This is a genomic window from Pseudothauera nasutitermitis, from assembly GCF_004801295.1.
GTDB classification, from domain to species: Bacteria; Pseudomonadota; Gammaproteobacteria; order Burkholderiales; family Rhodocyclaceae; genus Pseudothauera; species Pseudothauera nasutitermitis.
The window spans coordinates 80982-97880 of record NZ_SSOC01000005.1 but is presented as its reverse complement, the minus strand read 5'-3'; the positions used below and the strand labels follow the sequence as shown (position 1 = coordinate 97880).

At 69.6% G+C, this 16899-nt stretch carries 9 protein-coding genes; all 9 read right to left on the bottom strand.

What is annotated here, in order from left to right; translation table 11 throughout:
• Positions 1–7: 7 nt before the first annotated feature.
• Positions 8–2116 carry a site-2 protease family protein gene (locus E6C76_RS13625; protein ID WP_211090227.1) on the bottom strand — a complete coding sequence of 703 codons (2109 nt, stop codon included), beginning with the start codon at positions 2114–2116 and terminating at the stop codon, positions 8–10.
• Positions 2116–3144 (bottom strand): HlyD family efflux transporter periplasmic adaptor subunit, encoded by a 1029-nt coding sequence (locus E6C76_RS13620; RefSeq protein ID WP_211090226.1) that lies wholly within the window; start codon positions 3142–3144, stop codon positions 2116–2118. Before E6C76_RS13620 ends, E6C76_RS13625 begins: the two co-directional genes overlap by 1 nt.
• A complete protein-coding gene (locus tag E6C76_RS22275; protein WP_211090225.1) occupies positions 3045–3548 on the bottom strand; it encodes a hypothetical protein in 504 nt (167 codons plus the stop codon). Before E6C76_RS22275 ends, E6C76_RS13620 begins: the two co-directional genes overlap by 100 nt.
• On the bottom strand, positions 3545–10471 hold the full coding sequence (locus tag E6C76_RS13615) for a DUF4347 domain-containing protein (RefSeq protein WP_136348789.1): 6927 nt from the start codon (positions 10469–10471) through the stop codon (positions 3545–3547). The genes E6C76_RS22275 and E6C76_RS13615 overlap by 4 nt, the downstream gene beginning before the upstream one ends.
• Positions 10472–10494: 23 nt before the next feature.
• Positions 10495–11556, bottom strand: a complete 1062-nt coding sequence (locus E6C76_RS13610; protein WP_136348788.1) for a tetratricopeptide repeat protein — start codon at positions 11554–11556, stop codon at positions 10495–10497.
• A 95-nt stretch (positions 11557–11651) separates the two neighbouring features.
• Positions 11652–12449, bottom strand: a complete 798-nt coding sequence (locus tag E6C76_RS13605) for a phage tail protein (RefSeq protein ID WP_136348787.1) — start codon at positions 12447–12449, stop codon at positions 11652–11654.
• A 40-nt stretch (positions 12450–12489) separates the two neighbouring features.
• Positions 12490–13278, bottom strand: coding sequence for an efflux RND transporter periplasmic adaptor subunit (locus E6C76_RS13600; RefSeq protein WP_136348786.1), 789 nt, complete (start codon positions 13276–13278; stop codon positions 12490–12492).
• 8 nt (positions 13279–13286) lie between these two features.
• Complete coding sequence (locus E6C76_RS13595) at positions 13287–14825, bottom strand: TolC family protein (protein ID WP_211090224.1); 1539 nt, start codon at positions 14823–14825, stop codon at positions 13287–13289.
• Between the two features lie 260 nt (positions 14826–15085).
• Complete coding sequence (gene aspS / locus E6C76_RS13590) at positions 15086–16897, bottom strand: aspartate--tRNA ligase (protein ID WP_136348785.1); 1812 nt, start codon at positions 16895–16897, stop codon at positions 15086–15088.
• Positions 16898–16899 lie beyond the last annotated feature (2 nt).

Here is a 16899-nt window from a genome sequence, read left to right as displayed (position 1 = left end):
ATCCCCTTCAGAAGCCCATTTCCCGCCAGAACACGCCGGCGGCGGTCCTGGCGAAGCGCAGGCCGGGCGCTTCCCCGCGCCCCGCGATGCTGACCCGGCCGCGCCAGGTATGCTGGGCACTGGCCGGCATCTCCTGTTCCACGTCGAGCAGCACGCGGTAGATGGCCCGTTCGGGGTACAGGCCGCCGTGCTGCTCGCGCACCAGCACGTGGCCGCCGTACGGCGTGGCGAGCGCCGGTTCGGTGAGGATGCGGGTGGCGTCCCGGTCGATGCTCGCCACCCTCAGCCGGACGGCGGGGCCCGCCAGGCCGTCGGCGATGAACAGGCCCCGGTCGCCCACGGCGATGCGCTGGATGTCGGCCTCTTCCACGTAGGTCACCACCTGCCGGGCGCCCGGCGCGATCAGCCGGCCCAGCAGTTCCTTCTCGGCCACCCAGTCTCCCGCGCGCAGGTCGGCGGCCAGGTCGCGGAACTCGCCGGCGAAGGGCGCGCGTGGGGCGTAACGCTGCGCATCCGCGGCGATGGTGGCCTGTTCGGCCGCCGCCGTGGCTTCCTGGTCCTGGAGCAGCAGCCAGTTGCGCCGCATGTCGGGGTCGAAGCCGGCCGCGGCCGACTGGCGGGAGAGTTGTTCCCGGCGCGCCTCGCTGCGCGCGCCGCGGGCCTGCAGCAGGGGGGCGTCGAAGCGCATCAGCGTGGCGCCGGCTTCCACCGGGGCGCCCTCGGCGTGCGGCAGTTCATTCAGCCGGGCGTGCGCCGGGCCGTACAGCACCCATTGCAGGCGCGGCTGCAGCAGCCCCTGGGTCATCACCGGGGTCGGCCAGGGCAGGACGAAGAGCAGCACGCCGGCCGCTGCGATCCAGGCGCTGCGCCGTGCGCGTGTGCTGCGCCGGATGGCGGGCCAGCGTTCCCGCCAGGCCTTCAGTTCGCTGGCCAGCGGCATGAGGATGAACCAGGCGATTTCCACCACGAACAGCAGGATGCCCGCCATCTTGATGAAGAAGTGGTAGACCAGCACGGCGATGCCGAGGAACAGCACCAGCCGGTACAGCCAGGTCGCCCAGGCGAACAGGATCAGCCCCGCGGCCCGCGCGCGGGGGAAATGTTCCGGCGGTTCCTCGCCCAGGGCGAACAGGCGTTCGCGCAGGTCCCAGCGCGCCAGGGCGAAGGCGCGCGCGTGCAGGTTGGGCAACTGCAGCCAGTCGGAGAGCAGGAAGTAGCCGTCGAAGCGCATGAACGGGCTGGCGTTGATCAGCAGCGTGGATACCCAGGTGGTGGTCGACAGCAGGAAGGCGACGGATTTCGGCGTGCCGTCCGGCAGCCAGGCCCAGGCCAGCGTGGCCCAGACGGCGATGGTCAGTTCGGTGGCGATGCCGGCCGCCGCCACCTTCAGGCGCTGGTCGCGGCGGGTGAGCTTCCAGACTTCGTTGGTGTCCGTATAGGCCACCGGCCACAGCACCATGAAGGCGACGCCCATGGTCGGCACCCGGCAGCCGTAGCGCTTGGCGGTGAAGCCGTGCCCCAGTTCATGGAGCACCTTGACCGCCACCAGGGTGGCCCCGTAGGCCAGCAGGCCCTCCCAGCTCAGCAGGTCCACCAGGGTGGCGGAAAAGCTCTCCCAGGAGCGGTATACGCTGATCAGGCCGAGCACGGCGGCGAGCACGGTGAGGCGCAGGAAGGCGCGGCTGAAGAGGAAATCCAGCCGTCCGGCCCAGCGCGTCAGCCAGCGGTCCGGCTTGACCAGCGGGACGCGGAAGAACAGATAGTTGTGCAGCAGCCATTTCAGCCGGCTGCCCCGCATCTGCGCGCGCTGGGCCGCCAGCAGGCCCGCCGAGCCGGGCTCGGGCTGCAGCAACTGGTGCTGGCGCAGGAACAGCAGCAGCGCCTCGACGTCCTGCGGGGTCATCTCCAGGGGCGTGTCGCGGTCGATGGCGGCGGCGATGGCCTGGGGATCGTCCAGTTCCCAGCGGCGCAGGATCTCGAAGCTCGGCCAGTCCAGCTGGAAGAACAGGTTGCGCACCGGGTCGTGCAGGGTCCACGTGGGCTGTCCGTCCGGCAATGGCGGGCCGGGCAGCAGATCGAGTTCCTGGCGCAGCGCGGGCAGGCGGGTCGCAGCCATCAGAGCGCCAGGAACTGCCGGATGGTGGCCAGCGGGCGGCGCAGCACCCAGTAGGCCAGCGGCACGCGGCTGCCGTGCAGCCTGGCCGTGCCCTTCAGGCCGATGCGCTGCGCGGCGGCGGCATCCAGCCGTGCCCGCGCCCGGTAGGCGTAGTGGCCGTCCGGCCGGGGCGTCGCGTCATGGTTGAGGTAGCGCAGGCGCCCGGACACGGCAGCGAAAGGGCTGGCCGCCAGGTAGAGGTCCACGGGGGCGTCCGCGGCCAGCGGAATGGCGTCGCCGATGGGGATCCAGGCTTCGATTTCCGCTTCCTCGGGGCGGGCGATGCGCATCACCCGCTCGCCGGTCTGCACCGGGCGGCCGATCCACTCCGAGGGGTCGTCGAAGATCGCTGCGCCGTCCTGCGGCGCCAGCACCCGGGCGCGCTCGAACTGCCCGGCGAGGAATTCCGCCTCCGCCCGCTTTTCGCCGATGCGGCCGACCAGCACGGCCAACTGGCCCTTGGCCCGGGGGTCGGTCAGCGCCATCTGGGCCAGTTGGCGGTATTCGGTTTCGGCCGTCGCCAGGGCCAGGCGGGCCACTTCCAGGCGGCTGGCGATGGCCGCCTCGTCGAAGCTGAACAGCAACTGCCCGGCCTCGACCATGTCGTTGGGGCTGACGTGGAACTGGCCGATCACGCCGTCCAGCGGCGCCCGGATGATCGCCGGATCGGCCGGCACCAGTTCCGCCGGCGCCAGGACAGTGAGGCGCACCGGCAGACAGAGCACCACCACCAGTCCGAGCAGGATCTGGTTGGGCCGCCGTTGCCACCAGCGGCCCTGCCTGTGCCGCGCGCGCCAGTCCCGCAGGCGCCGCCACATGCCTTTGGGCGACCAGGGAGAAGGCCGCAAGCGGGCCAGCCAGGCGTGGCGCCAGATGTGCATCCACTCGTTCAACAGGGCCAGTTCGCCGTCGCCGAAACGGTTCTCGCCGGCCAGCAGCAGGCCGCCGGGACTGCTCCCGGGGTGTTCCGCACTGCCGGCCAGGGGCACCCAGGCTGCCCGCGCGGGCAGCCATTCCCCCAGGCGGCGGCAAGTTCTCCCGTCGCATCGGCGCCGGACAGATCGGCCGCGCCGATGCGGCGCGCGGCGGGCCTCTCGTCCACCTCGTCCGCCTGTGCCAGATGGGCGCACGCCTGCCGCAGCCATTGGGCGTAGGGGGCGTTGGCTTCCACCTGCATGACGCCGGACAGCGTCCGGATGCCCTCGCCCTGAAACCACAGCGCGGCCTGGCGGTAGGGCAGCAGGCGGCGGGTGTCGTTGACCAGCAGGAAGGCCAGTTCCTCGGCGCTGGCCGCCGTGCGCGCACGGCGGCCGAGGTCGAGGAGGACGAGCAGCGGGTTGGCCGGCGACCCCCCGCCGCCTTGGGGCGCTGCGGGGGATGGGCCCGCACTCATGCGTGCGCTTGCCGGGCGGCCTCGGCACTGTGGGAGAGCGCCGCCAGATGGATGGACAGCCCGTGCGCCGGTGCGGCCTGGCGGATCTGCTCATGCAGCCCGGCGCGGCCGGCCGGCTCCTGGTTCTCCCGGGCGACGACGATGCGGAAGGTGGTGACTGCCTCGCGGCCCTGGTTGTCCCGGGCGACGAGCCGGACGAGCAGTTCGCCTTCGAATCCGTCCGGCGCGTCGACCAACAGCGTGCCGGTGAGGGTGTCGAAGCGTATCCACGCCGGCAGGGGGCTGCCGTCAGCCAGGGTGGCGGCGAGCTGTACGGTGGCGTCCGGATTGGTGTGGGCGAAGGCATCCACGGGCACGGCGATTTCAACCGGACCATCGGCTGAAAGCTGAACGTCGGCCATGCCGCGCAGCACCTGCAGGGTATCGGGCATGCCCGCCGGGCGCGGCAGGACGACGGCCTGGAAGCCGCCCGGGAGCTGGGGCGGCGTCAGGGCCTCCGCCGTGTCGCCGGCCATGCCGGCTCCTGCCATGGGCGCGCCAAGTCCAGCGAGGGCGAAGCTGGCGGCGGAAGAATCGAATGCGGGGATGCCGGACAGCCCCTGGGTCACGGTGGAGGACAGGAAGACGGTTGTGGAAGGCGGGAGCGGGTCGGCCTGGGGTACCGGCAGCGCAATGGCGAGCATGGATCCGGCATGCGGAACCGGAGGGGTGGAGTCGGGCCTGGGCGGTGGCTCCAGTTCCGGTGCCGGCGATGTGGGGGTCTGGTTGGTCACGGCGGTGGGGGCCAGGGAGGCGGCATCCTGGCCGGCCAGGTCCTGGATGGCCTGAGGATCGTCGCCCATGCTGGGGTCGGCATAGGCGACCGTCACCGCCTGCCCGGCGGTCACGGGGGCAGCCAGGGTCAGCGTGACGGTGCCGGCGGGGCCGTTCACCGCCACGCCGCTCACGCCGACCGGATCGCCGGCTACCGTGACGGTGAAATCGCCCGCCGTGGGCGGGTTCGCCGCGTCGAGCGCCTCGTCGTAGGTCAGCGTCAGGGTTGCGCCGTTGACGGTTGCGGAGACGAAGACCGGCGCCCTGGCGTCCACCCGTACGCCGTCGGTGTCGCCCACCCCGTTCAGGGCCGGCGCGGCATCGTTGCCGGCGGCGTCGCGGATGGCGCCGCCGTTCAGGCCGAGCGCGCCGACCGTGACGCTGCCGTGATCGCCGGGCTGCACGGTGTAGTGGAACAGCAGCGCGGTGCCGCCGCTGCCGGAGACGTAGTCGGCATACACGGTGCCGCCGCTGTCCAGCGCGAGGGCGATGCGCGGGGTGCCGCCGACGGAATCCACGGTCACCGCCTCGCCGTAGTGCACGGTGAAAGCCAGGGTCTGGCCGGCGGTGTAGGTGCCGTCGGTGGGTACCGACACCGCGCTCACCGTCGGGGCGATGCCGTCCACCCGTACGCCGTCGGTGTCACCGACGCCGTCGAGCGTCAGCACTGCGTCGTTGCCGGTCGCGCTGCGCAACGTGCCGCCGTTGGCCGACAGCGCGCCGATGGCGATGCCGTCGTGGTCCTGGTGGCCATCGGCCACGGTGTAGGCGAACACCAGCGCGGTGCCGCCGCTGCCGGAGACATAGTCGGCGTACACCGTGCCGCCGGTGTTCAGCGTGAGCGCGATGCGCGGCGTGCCGCCGGTGGTGTCCACCGTCACCGCCTCATCGTAGTTGACGGTGAACGACAGGGTGTCGCCGGCCTTGTAGGTTCCGTCAGCGGGTACCGACACCGAGGCGACCGCCGGCGCCGTGGCCGGGGTCAGATTGGCCACCGCCGTGGCGGCCAGGGAGGCGGCATCCTGGCCGGCCTGGTCCTGGATGGCCTGGGGATCGTCGCCCGCGCTGGGGTCGACATAGGCGACCGTCACCGCCTGCCCGGCGGTCACGGGGACGGCCAGGGTCAGCGTGACGGCGGGGCCGTTCACCGACACGCCGGCGACGGCGACCGGATTGCCGGCCACGGTGATGGTGAAGTCGCCCGCCGTGGGCGGGTTCGCCGCGTCGAGCGCCTCGTCGTAGGTCAGCGTCAGGGTTGCGCCGTCGACGGTTGCGGCAACGAAGTCGGGCGCCTTGGCATCGACCAGCACGCCGGCGGTGGCGCCGACGCCGCCGAGTGTCAGTACCGCGTCGTTGCCGGCCGCGTTGCGCAGCGTGCCGCCGTTGAGCGCCAGCGCGCCGATGGCGACGCCGTCGTGGTCCTGGTGGCCGCCGGCCACGGTGTAGCTGAACACCAGCGCCGTGCCGCCGCTGCCGGAGACGTAGTCGGCATACACGGTGCCGCCGGTGTCCAGCGTGAGGGCGAGGCGCGGCGTGCCGCCGGTGGTGTCCACCGTTACCGCCATGTCGAAATTGACCGTGAATGACAGGGCCTGGCCCTGCGTATAGGTGGCGTCCGCCGGCACCGCGACCGAAGTCACCACCGGGGAGCGTCCGTCCACCCAAACGTTGCCGGTGGCGCCGATGCTGTTCAGCGTCAGGGCGGCGTCGTTGCCGGCCGTGTCGCGCAGCGTGCCGCCGTTCGCCGACAGCGCGCCGACGGTGATGCCGTCGTGGTCGGCGTAATTGCCCGCCGACACGGTATAGGCGAAGGTCAGCGCCGTCGTGCCGCTGCCGGAGACGTAGTCCGCATACACGGTGCCGCCGGTATCGAGGGTGAGGGCGATGCGCGGCGTGCCGCCGGTGGTGTCCACCGTCACCGCCTCGTCGTAATTGACGGTGAACGACAGGGTGTCGCCGGCCTTGTAGGTGCCGTCGGCAGGCGTCGACACGGAAGCGACTGTCGGCGCCGTGGTGTCCACCAGCACGCCGGCCAGCGGGGGCAGATGCCCGGTCAGCGTGGCGTCGAGGTGGTTGCCGTGGCTGTCCTGGATCACCGCGCCGTTCAGGCTGAGCGCGTCGATGGCGATGCCGTCGCCGTCGGTTTCGCCGGCCTGCACGGTGTACGTGAATACCAGCGCCGTGGCCGTGCTGGCCGCCGCATCGTAGACCGCGGAACGGGAGGTGGCGCCGATGGTGATGTCCAGGGTGGGAGAGCCACCGCCGGTGTTCACCGTGACGGCTTTGTTCAGCGGCACGGTGAAGCTCAGCACGTCGCCGGCCTTGTAGCTGCCGTCGGCCACCGTCACGTTGCCGGACAGCTCGGGCAGGGCGGCGTCCACCAGCACGCCGGCCAGGCTGGGCAGATGTCCGGCAAGGCTCAGGGCGGCGTCGTTGCCGGCGGCGTCCCGGATGGTGTCGCCGTTCAGCGCGATGCTGGTGATGGCGATGCCGTCGGCGTCGCTGTCGCCGACCTGTACGGTATAGCGGTAGGTGACGGAGGTGCCGGTCTTGGACAGGAAGGTGGCCTGGCGGGCGACGCCGCCGATGTCCAGGGTCAGGGTCGAGCCGGTGCCGGTGATCGTCACCGTGTCGTCGAAGGTGACGGTGAAGTCCAGCGTCTGACCTGCGCCGTAGGTGCCGTTGGCCGGAACCGAGAGGTTGCCCGATACCGCCGGGGCGATGCCGTCCACCACCAGATCCTTGTTGGCGCCCAGCGAACCGGCGTCGCCCGGGCTGGGCAGGGTGAGCGCGGCATCCTTGCCGGTGCTGCCCTGGACGCTGCCACCGGCCGCGGACAGCGCTGCGGTGCTGGTGAAATCGAGGTCAGCCGAGGCATGGCCGGCGGCGACGGTGTACGTGAAGGTCAGCGTGTTGGTGCCGGAACCGCCGGCATAGGTGGCGGTGCCGCCGCTGGCGAGCGCCAGGGTCGGCGTGCCGGTGACGGTGACGTTCTCGCTGAAACTCACCTGGATCGAGATAGTGTCGCCGATCTTGTAGGTGCCGTCGGTGGTGGCGGAGGTGACGCCCGTGACCTGCGGCGGTGGCGTCAGCACGACCGTGATGCCGGCCGTGTCGCTGGCCGTGGAGAAGGCGCTGCTGCCGCCGGAACCCGCGGTATCGACCTTGGTGCCCTGCTGGCCGGCGGTGTCGCCGGTCTGGTCCCAGGCCCTGTAGGTGATGCCGGCGGTGGTGCCGTTGGCGCCGTCGGGCACGAAGCGCACATGGTCGCTGGCGCGCAGCAGCAGGGCGCTTGCAACCGACACGCTGCCGATGTCGGTCCAGGTGCTGCCGTCCAGGCTGTACTGCCAGGTGCCGTTGCCGGCATCCAGCCCAGTGATGGCGATGCCTTCCAGCGCGCCGGTATCCACGTCCGTGATACTGGCACCGACGATGCTGGCGACGGTCTGGCCGGGGTTGTTGGTGTCGGTGTCGTTCAGGCCGGTCAGGGTGGGTGCGGCGGGCGTCAGTACCGGTGCGTCGTTGACGCTGCCGATCGTCATGCCGGCCTGCGCGGTGCCGGTGGAAAAGGCGGTGATGCCGCCGTTGCTGCCGGTGTCGGCGGTTTCCCGCGTGGTGTTCGTCGATGCGCTGCCGCTGGTCGCATCCCAGGCGCGGAAGGTCAACGTGGCGGTTTCGCCGTTGGCACCATCGGGTACATAGCGCACCTGTGTGCTGGCCGACAGCAGCAGCGCGGCACCGTTGGACACGCTGCCCACGCCGTTCCAGGACACGCCGTCGGTGGAATACTGCCAGGTGCCGTTGCCGGAACTGGCGGTGATGGCGATGCCGGCCACGGCGACGCCGTCCGGGTCGGCGACGCTCAGGCCGGCGAGGATGGTGGATACCGGGGTGCCGCCGCTGGCGGTGTCCTCGTCGGTGCCGGGCAGGCTGAAGGGGCCGCCGGAGAGCGTCGGCGCGTCGTTCACCGCCACCACGGCGACGGTGCTGATGATCGACAGGTTGGCGGTATCGCTCCCGTTGTTGGCGGTGCCGCCGCTGTCGGTGATGCTGGTCAGGGTCACCACGCGGCTGGCCGTGCCCGGTGCCTCGCTGTCGTTGCGGTAGCCCATGCCGTCGACAAGGGACTGGGCGTCTGTCGCGTTCAGGCCGCCCGCCTTGCTCAGGGTGACGGTGGCGGTGCCGCCGCTCACGCTGACCGTGTAGCCGACGGCGTTTCCACCCGTGGTGGTGCCGCTGGCGCCATCGGTGAGCGCGACGTCGGTGCCGTCGATGCGCAGGATTTCGCTGGCGCCATTGGCAAGGTTGCTCACCGTCAGGGTCAGCTCGGTGATGGTCTGGCCCGCCTCGATGGTGCTGATGCCGACGCCGCTGAACAGATCCACCGCCGAGCCGTTCTCGGTGTAGGTGGGATTGGTGCCGGTGGCGGACAGGGTGGGCGCGTCGTTGACCGGGGTGATGCTGACGGTGGCGGCGATGTTCGGCGTGGCGCCGCTGGCGTGCGTGGGGCTGTCGCTGACTCCGGTCAGCGTGACCACCCGGCTGGCATTGCCCGGATCGTCGCTGGTATTGCTGTAGGTGATGCTCTCGACCAGGCTCTGCATGGCCGCGTTGTCGCGGTCCAGGCCGGTGAGGCTCACCGTGGCCGTGCCGCCGGAGACGCTGACGGCATAGCTGCCGCCGCCGCTGATGGCGCCGCTGGCGCCGTTGGTGAGCGCAACGCCGGTACCGCCGATGGACAGGCTTTCTCCACTGCCCACGTTGGTGACGGTCAGCGTCAGGCCGGTGAAGTTCTCTCCCGCGTCGTTGGTATTGGCGGTGATGCCGGAAAATAGGCTGCTGGTGGGGCTGTCGCCTTCGGTGAAACTCTGGCCGACGCCTGCCCCGGTTAGAGTGGGGGCGTTATTGATGTTGTTCAGGATGAAGTTGTCGAAGGCCCAGTAGAACTCCTTGGCGCCAGCAGTATTGTTTGTGCTGGTGGTGATCTCGGCCCAGGCGATGCTCTCGAATAGCTCGCCGGAAAGGGATACGTTCCATACCAGATCGCTACCGATGAAGGATGGATCAAAAGTCTGGCTCCCCTTGTCGGTGGTGATGGTGAGATACTGGTTGTCTCCGGTCAGGTCAGAAATAGTGAAAGAGGCCAGGTCGAAAATTTTGCCGCCATCCACGGAGATGGTCAGCTTGGACTCCGAGGAGCCCGTGGCATCTGGATCGAAGCCCGCCAGCATGATTCGTCCCGACATGCCGGCAGGGGTGAAAGACAGTAGATCGTCGCCGGTGCCCACCAGGAGATTATGCTTCTCTGCTGCGAAGGTGACGGTGTGGACACCGACTGTCTGCTGGATTTGCAGCGCGTCGTCCGAGGAAGTGGCCTCCAGATCGAAAGTTGCCAACAGGCCGCCATAGGCCCCGACACCGGATGCGCTCAAGGCCAGCAGGCTTTCGATGCTGCCTGTCTGCCGTTCCAGTACCCAGTTGCCGCCCAGGGTAGCGGCGCCGGTGGCATCCTCGGAAGCCACCACATCGGCGCCGGTGGCTTCGGCCAGCCGGCCGAGGAATTCCAACCCATCCTCGCCGGCGCCGATGTCGCAACCATAGAGCAGCAGGTCGCCACTTTCCGTGAGGGCGGCGCCGATTTGCGCCAGGCTGGCTTGCACCGCCTCCCCGTCCAGGTCCGCTGTGGACAGCCGGTCCGACCCCAGATACAAGGCAGCGGTACTGCCGTGGCTGAGAATGTGAATGGCATCGTAGCCGCTGCGACCCTGTGCCCATTCGGCAACCTGCGCCAGGCCGCTGCGGCCGCCGTCGATCATGACGATTTCAACGCCCGCCCGGATGCCGGCCACCAGGGTTCGGTAGTCGCTGACGGAGGTGTCGACGAACACCACTTCCTGCCTTTCCCTGCCACTGCCGTTTTCGAGAGGCGGAGGAAGGAGCGGCGGGACATCGGCCGTGGCCGCACCGTCGCCGGCCAGGGCCTGCGCGGCCTCCGCGACGGCTGCGCCGTCGAACATGAAGCGCTGCTCCAGGGCCAGGGGGCGGATGCCGCTGAACAGAAGGCCTTTGCTGGGAAGGCGGGGGAGGGCATTGCCGGAGTGGGTCGTCATGATGTCTGCTCCCGTGAGGATTTTCAGTCGGGGGAGTGGGAGGCATGGGCCGCCTCCCTTGTTGCCGAGAATTGGCGCAGGTGCTCGTCAACCTGCCGGTCCAGGGTCGGCCGCCAGGTGGGGGGCACGATCTGGGCCAGCAGGTCCTCGATGCGTCCGATCTCGGCCAGGTCGTTGGGATCGGTGCTGTGCCCCCTGGCCGCCCGGGTCCACAGGTAGGTGCGGGCAAGGTGTTCGGGCGCCAGAGCGCCGGTTTTTTCCTGGAGCGGCTGGTTGGCGTAGAGGATCGCGGTGGGCAGGTAGGCCGGCGCATGGCCGGCGCCGGCGGCTTCCTCCAGCCAGCGCAGGGCTTCTCCGCTGTCCTGAGGGCCGCCCAGGCCCTGGGCCAGCATGAGTCCGAGCCAGTATTGGGCTTCTGCCACCTGGAACGCGGCGGCTTCCTGATACCACTGCCGGGCCAGGGCCAGATTCTGGGGCAGGTGCAGCCCCTCGCGGTAATAGTGGGCGAGCTGCAGCATAGCCACCGGCGAGCGGGCCCGGGCCACGCGCGTGCATAGCTCGATGCCGCGGGGGACATCTCGTTCCACGCCCCGGCCCTGAATGTAGTGGTCGGCCACCGAGCACCAGGAGATCAGGTGGCCGAGGCTGGCTGCCTTGTCGTACCACGTGAGCGCCGTGGGGATGTCGGCCGGACGGCCGATGCCCTGAGCCAGGCAGTCGCCCCAGTAGTGCTGGGCGGCGGGGATGCCATGCCGGGCGGCTTTTTCGAACCAGGCGCAGGCGGCAGCAGGGTCCGCGTTCATGCCCCAGCCGTTGTGGTGGAACAGGCCGAGGCTGAACTGGGCGAGGGGGTTGTCGCGGTCGGCTTGGGTTTGGTAAAGGGCATAGGCTTGGAGGTAATCCCGGCTTGCCAGGGCGGCCTCGGCGGGCGCCAAGTCGGCGATCCAGTCACCGGGGGCCGCGATGGCCCGCGATGGCGCTATGCCCAGCAGGCCGAGGCTGGCTGCGAGACCGAAAAGGATCATGAGCCGGAAAAAGGAGCGGGTCGCGGAAGAACGGTAAAACGAAAACAGGTGCGGGGTCATGGGCGCCCCGGGGAGAGGGACGCCCCCTCCGCCTCCATTTATGGAGGCGGAGACGTGGACGGGTATGGTTGTCCGGGGCATCCCACGGCTTCCTTTTAGTCCTGCATCGGGTAGGTGCCAGAGGTAGCGATGAAATAATTCATTGCTAGGTAGGGCGGCATGATGGAAATCGGCTGGCCGCCGCCCGTGCTTTCCGTATGGCCTCCCAGACTCACGGCCGGTGCACCCGAGAGGGTCGTGCTGGGGGTGCCGGTGAACTGGATGGTGGCGCTGCCGCCGATGCTGCCGCTCTTCATGTCGACCGAGGGGGCGGCATCGGAGTAAACGCGGACGGTACCAGCAGAAGTGCCCAGAGAGTTGCCGCTGGGGTTGTTGGTCAGGGTGCCGCCGCTGGAACCCCGGAGCGAGAAGGATGCGCCATTCACCGTTCCGCTCAGCCCGCTCAGTGTGGTGCTGGCGGCCAAGGTGCCGATGCCGGCGGTGGCCGTCGCGCCAGTGCCCAGCGTGTGGGTGTGCTGGGGTATCTGGCTGAGGGTGAGTGTGGTGACGGCGGCGCCGCCGTATTCGCCTGGAGCATAGATTTTATTGGAAGCCTGGCCGGCCCCGACGACTACCCGGCCTCTCAGGTCGGGGATTTTGAAGTTTTGGGGGGCACTGCCACCATAGGTGTTGCCGACCAGAGAGTAGAGTGCCTGGTACTGGGCGACGTTCAGAGTGGCACCGTTGGCCGGCAGGAAACCGTAAAAGCTGGTTCGGACCATTGCCATGATGCAGACCGAGCCGATATAGGGCTCTGCAGCGCAGGCGAGAGCGTTCGTGCCGGTGCCGAGGCCGCCGGCCAGGCCTGTCAGCAGGAGCAGAGTGCGGATGCGTTTGGAATGGCGTTGCTTCATGGTGCGTCTCCTTTCATGGAGTGGAAGGGCACAGCGAAAGTCAGTGGGTGGGCGGCGCCATGAGAACCTGACCGCTCATGCCGGCAATGAGCTCTTCGAACCTGCCGTCGATGACGGCGTTGATCTTGATGGACTGGCTGACCGGGTCCACGCGGGCGCCGATGCGCTGTACGCTGGCCGGGTAGGTCTTGCCGGTTTCGTCGATGCGCACCTCGAAGCGCGCGCCGGCCTTGAGCCAGACCAGCCAGCGCGAGGGGACGATGAATTCCAGTTCCAGCACCGAGTCGTCGATGATGTCCAGCAGGGCCTGGCCGGGCTGGACGTACTGCTGCTCCCGTACCCGCTGCTCGGCGATGCGCCCGGGGTAGGGTGCGGGGAGGTTGCACTTGCCCAGTACGGCGCTGCCGGCGGCGACTTCGGCACGCGCCTTGCGGGTTTCCGCCGCGGAGATGTCCAGTTCCACCTGGCCGGCGGAGCCCAGTTCGGCCAGGCGCCGGTTGGCCTGCCAGGTCTTGTCGGCCGCGTCGAGGGCGGCGCGGGCGCGGTCGAGCTGGGCTTGCTGCAGCACGCAGTCGAACTGCACCAGGTTCTGCCCCTGTTTGAAGGTGCCGCCTTCGGGCACCGGCATGCGCTGGATGCGGGCGCCGATTTCGGCGGCCAGCGTGGTGTAGCGCCGGGGGGCGAGCTGGGCGCGGATTTCGCGCTGTTCCAGGGCCGGCAGGTGTGCAGCCGGTGGCTGCGCGGTTTGCGCGGCGGCCGGCGCCTGGGCGCAGAGCAACAACGCGGCCAGCAGTGAAAGGGTGGCGCGGATGGGGCGGCCGGCGGGCATGGGGTGCTTCAGTCCTGTGGTGCTTCGGACAGGGCCGGCAGGTGGCCGGCTTCCCAGTTCTGCAGGGCAAGCGCCACCGCGGCGGTGAGTTCGCCGAGGGGCATGTCGTCGCTGCCGTCGATCACGGTTTCCAGGCCCAGGGTGGCCTGCAGGCGGGAGGCGGCGGCCTGGGCGTTGGACAGGGCCTGGTAGCGGCGCAGGCTGGAGAGGATGGCGGCGGTGTGCTGGGAAACCCGCTCCAGCCGGGTCTGGCGGCCGGCCTGGGCCTGGTTGTCCACATGGGCGGCGAGGCGCTGGTCGATCCGGGCGATGCCGTCGGCCCGTTCGAACTGGCGGACGGCGTTGCCATACTGCAGCCGGGCGGTGTGCAACTGGGCGAGCACGGCCATCTGGGTGGCCATGCGCTTCTGGTCGGCGAGCGCAATGCCGGCCTCGGCCAGGCGCATCTGCGCCGGCACGGAGAGCAGGCCGAGCAGGTTGAAGGAGATCTGCGCGCCGGCTTCGCGCCAGGAGTCGTTGATCAGGTAGCTGTCGTCGCTGTGGCGCAGCGAGTAGTTGAAGGACAGGCCGGGGAACAGCCGCAGCAGGACGCGGCGGGTTTCCTGCTGGGCGATGCGGGCGTTGTAGAGGCTTTCGCGCAGGTCCGGGTTGGCCAGCAGGGCATGGGTTTCCAGTTCTTCCACGGGCATCTGCAGCCAGGCGGCGTGAAGGCCGTCGGCCGGTTCGCTGACCTGGATGGGCTGGGACAGGGGCAGTTGCGTCAGCGCGGCCAGTTCGATGCGGGCGGTGGATAGTTCATCCTCGATGATTTCCAGCAGGCGGAGGTTTTCCAGCAACTGGCGCTGGAAGCGCAGGGGGTCGAGGGGCGAGCGCAGGCCTTCTTCCTCGGTCTTGCGTGCGTCGGCCAGGGCGGCGTCCGCTTCCTGGATGGTGGCGCGCAGGGTGCCGCCCAGGGCCTGTGCGGCAGCGACGCGCCAGTAGGCGGTGCGCACGTCCTGGATCAGGTTGTGGATGGCTTTGCGGCGGCGCTCGGCGGCGATCAGCACGCGGTCGGCGTTCTGCCGGGCGGCGAAGTAGCTCTGGCCGAAGTCCAGCAGGCTCCAGGAGAAGCCCAGGTCGGTGGTGGTGACTTCGCGGCTGGAGGAGATGTAGGGGTTGGCGAGCGAGGGCAGGCCGGTGACGGAGTCCTCGCTGCGGGTGATCAGGTCCTTGTTGCGGTAGCGGTAGCCGGCGGAGGCGACCAGGCTGGGCAGCATGTCGAAGCGCCCGGCTTCGAAGGTGCCGTGGGCCACCGCTTCTTCCATGGCGCGCAGGCGGTGTTCGGCGTTGTATTTGATGGCGCGGGCGATGGCCTCTTCCAGGGAGAGCGGGCCGGCCAGTGGTTCGACGTCGCGGTTCAGCCCGGCCCGGTCGGCGTCGACGGCGGCGCGGATTTCGGCGGGTTGCAGGGCGACGGGCTCGAACGTGGCGCAGCCGCCGAGTGCGAGCGCGAACCCCAGGGAAAGGATGACTCGTGCCGGCATGCTGCCGGAAATGGTCTTGGGCATGGTCTTTGGGTACGCCGGATGAAATTCGGTGATCCAAAGGTACTACATGGAGATATGACGAGAAACATCTTTTTGCAGTTCTGCGGAGGTTTTCTCGTGGCGGTGCGGCGGTGGAGGCGGGAAAAGGCCGCCGGGGGCGCTTTGGCGGCCGGATCGGGAGGGGCTTGGGGCGGCTGCCCGGGCGTGGCGCCCGGGACATTGCGGCAGTGGCGGCCGGCGCTGCCGCCTGCCGCCCCGTCATACGGGAACGGGTTGGGTGTTCAGCCCCCGGTGACTTCCACCTGGGTTTCCACTTTCTGGCGCAGGCGCACGTGCAGCTCGCGCAATTGCTTTTCGTCCACCGCCGACGGGGCGTCGGTGAGCAGGCACTGGGCGCGCTGGGTCTTGGGGAAGGCGATCACGTCGCGGATCGATTCGGCGCCGGTCATCAGGGTGACGATGCGGTCCAGGCCGAAGGCCAGGCCGCCGTGGGGCGGCGCGCCGTACTTCAGCGCGTCGAGCAGGAAGCCGAACTTGACCTGCTGTTCCTCCGGGCCGATGTTGAGGGCCTCGAACACCTGGGCCTGCACGTCGGCACGGTGGATACGCACCGAGCCGCCGCCGATTTCCCAGCCGTTGAGCGCCAGGTCGTAGGCCTTGGCCAGGCATTCGCCCGGGTTGCTCCGGAGCAGTTCGACGTGGCCGTCCTTGGGGCTGGTGAAGGGGTGGTGGCAGGCGGTCCAGCGCTTGTCGTCCTCATCGTATTCGAACATCGGGAAGTCCACCACCCACACCGGCTTCCAGGCATCGCCGGTGAGGTAGCCCTTGTCGTGGCCGAGCTTGACGCGCAGGGCGCCGAGGGCGTCGTTGACCACCTTGGTCTTGTCCGCGCCGAAGAAGATCAGGTCGCCCGACTGCGCGCCGGTGCGCTCCAGGATGGCGCGCAGCGCGCTTTCGTGCAGGTTCTTGACGATGGGCGACTGCAGGCCCTGTTCGTTGGGCTGCGAGGCGTCGTTGACCTTGATGTAGGCCAGGCCCTTGGCGCCGTAGATGCCGACGAACTTGGTGAGTTCGTCGATCTCGCCGCGGGTCAGCGCCTTGTCGCCCGCGCCGCCGCCGGGCACGCGCAGCGCGGCCACGCGGCCGCCCGAGGTGGCCGGGCCGGAGAACACCTTGAAGGCCACGTCGCACACGTCTTCGGTGACGTCCACCAGTTCCAGGGTGACGCGCAGGTCGGGCTTGTCCGAACCGTAGCGGCGCATGGCCTCGGCGTAGGTCATGCGCGGGAAGGGCGCGGGCAGCTCGACGGCGAGCGCCTCGCGGAACACGAAGCGGATCATCTCTTCGACCAGCGCGGTGATCTGCGTTTCGTCGAGGAAGGAGGTTTCCAGGTCCACCTGGGTGAATTCCGGCTGGCGGTCGGCGCGCAGGTCCTCGTCGCGGAAGCACTTGGTGATCTGGTAGTAGCGGTCGTAGCCGGCCACCATCAGCAACTGCTTGAAGAGCTGCGGCGACTGCGGCAGGGCGAAGAACTGGCCCGGATGCACGCGCGAGGGCACCAGGTAGTCGCGCGCGCCTTCCGGTGTGCTCTTGGTGAGCATGGGGGTTTCGACGTCGATGAAGCCCTCGGCGTCGAGGAAGCGGCGGAAGGCCATCGCCACCTTGTAGCGCAGCATCAGGTTCTTCTGCATCTGCGGGCGGCGCAGGTCGATGACGCGGTGGGTGAGGCGGACGTTTTCCGACAGGTTGTCGTCGTCGAGCTGGAAGGGCGGAGTGGCGGCGGCGTTGAGCACCTCGATGTCGAGGCACAGCACTTCGATCTCGCCCGAGGTCAGGTTGGGGTTCTCGGTGCCGGCCGGGCGGCGGCGCACGCGGCCGGAGAGCTTGAGCACGAATTCGCTGCGCACCGATTCGGCGATGGCGAACATCTCCGGGCGGTCCGGGTCGCACACCACCTGCACCAGGCCTTCGCGGTCGCGCAGGTCGATGAAGATCACCCCGCCGTGGTCGCGGCGGCGGTGCACCCAGCCGCACAGGGTGACGGTCTGGTCGAGGTCGGCGGCGGTTACCTGGCCGCAGTAATGGGTACGCATGG

Bases quoted from the DNA above. Each gene is read 5' to 3' on its own strand.
- E6C76_RS13625 (WP_211090227.1), bottom strand. From the start codon at position 2,116: ATGGCTGCGACCCGCCTGCCCGCGCTGCGCCAGGAACTCGATCTGCTG.
- E6C76_RS22275 (WP_211090225.1), bottom strand. From the start codon at position 3,548: ATGAGTGCGGGCCCATCCCCCGCAGCGCCCCAAGGCGGCGGGGGGTCG.
- E6C76_RS13615 (WP_136348789.1), bottom strand. From the start codon at position 10,471: ATGACGACCCACTCCGGCAATGCCCTCCCCCGCCTTCCCAGCAAAGGC.
- E6C76_RS13610 (WP_136348788.1), bottom strand. From the start codon at position 11,556: ATGACCCCGCACCTGTTTTCGTTTTACCGTTCTTCCGCGACCCGCTCC.
- E6C76_RS13605 (WP_136348787.1), bottom strand. From the start codon at position 12,449: ATGAAGCAACGCCATTCCAAACGCATCCGCACTCTGCTCCTGCTGACA.
- E6C76_RS13600 (WP_136348786.1), bottom strand. From the start codon at position 13,278: ATGCCCGCCGGCCGCCCCATCCGCGCCACCCTTTCACTGCTGGCCGCG.
- E6C76_RS13595 (WP_211090224.1), bottom strand. From the start codon at position 14,825: ATGCCCAAGACCATTTCCGGCAGCATGCCGGCACGAGTCATCCTTTCC.
- aspS (WP_136348785.1), bottom strand. From the start codon at position 16,897: ATGCGTACCCATTACTGCGGCCAGGTAACCGCCGCCGACCTCGACCAG.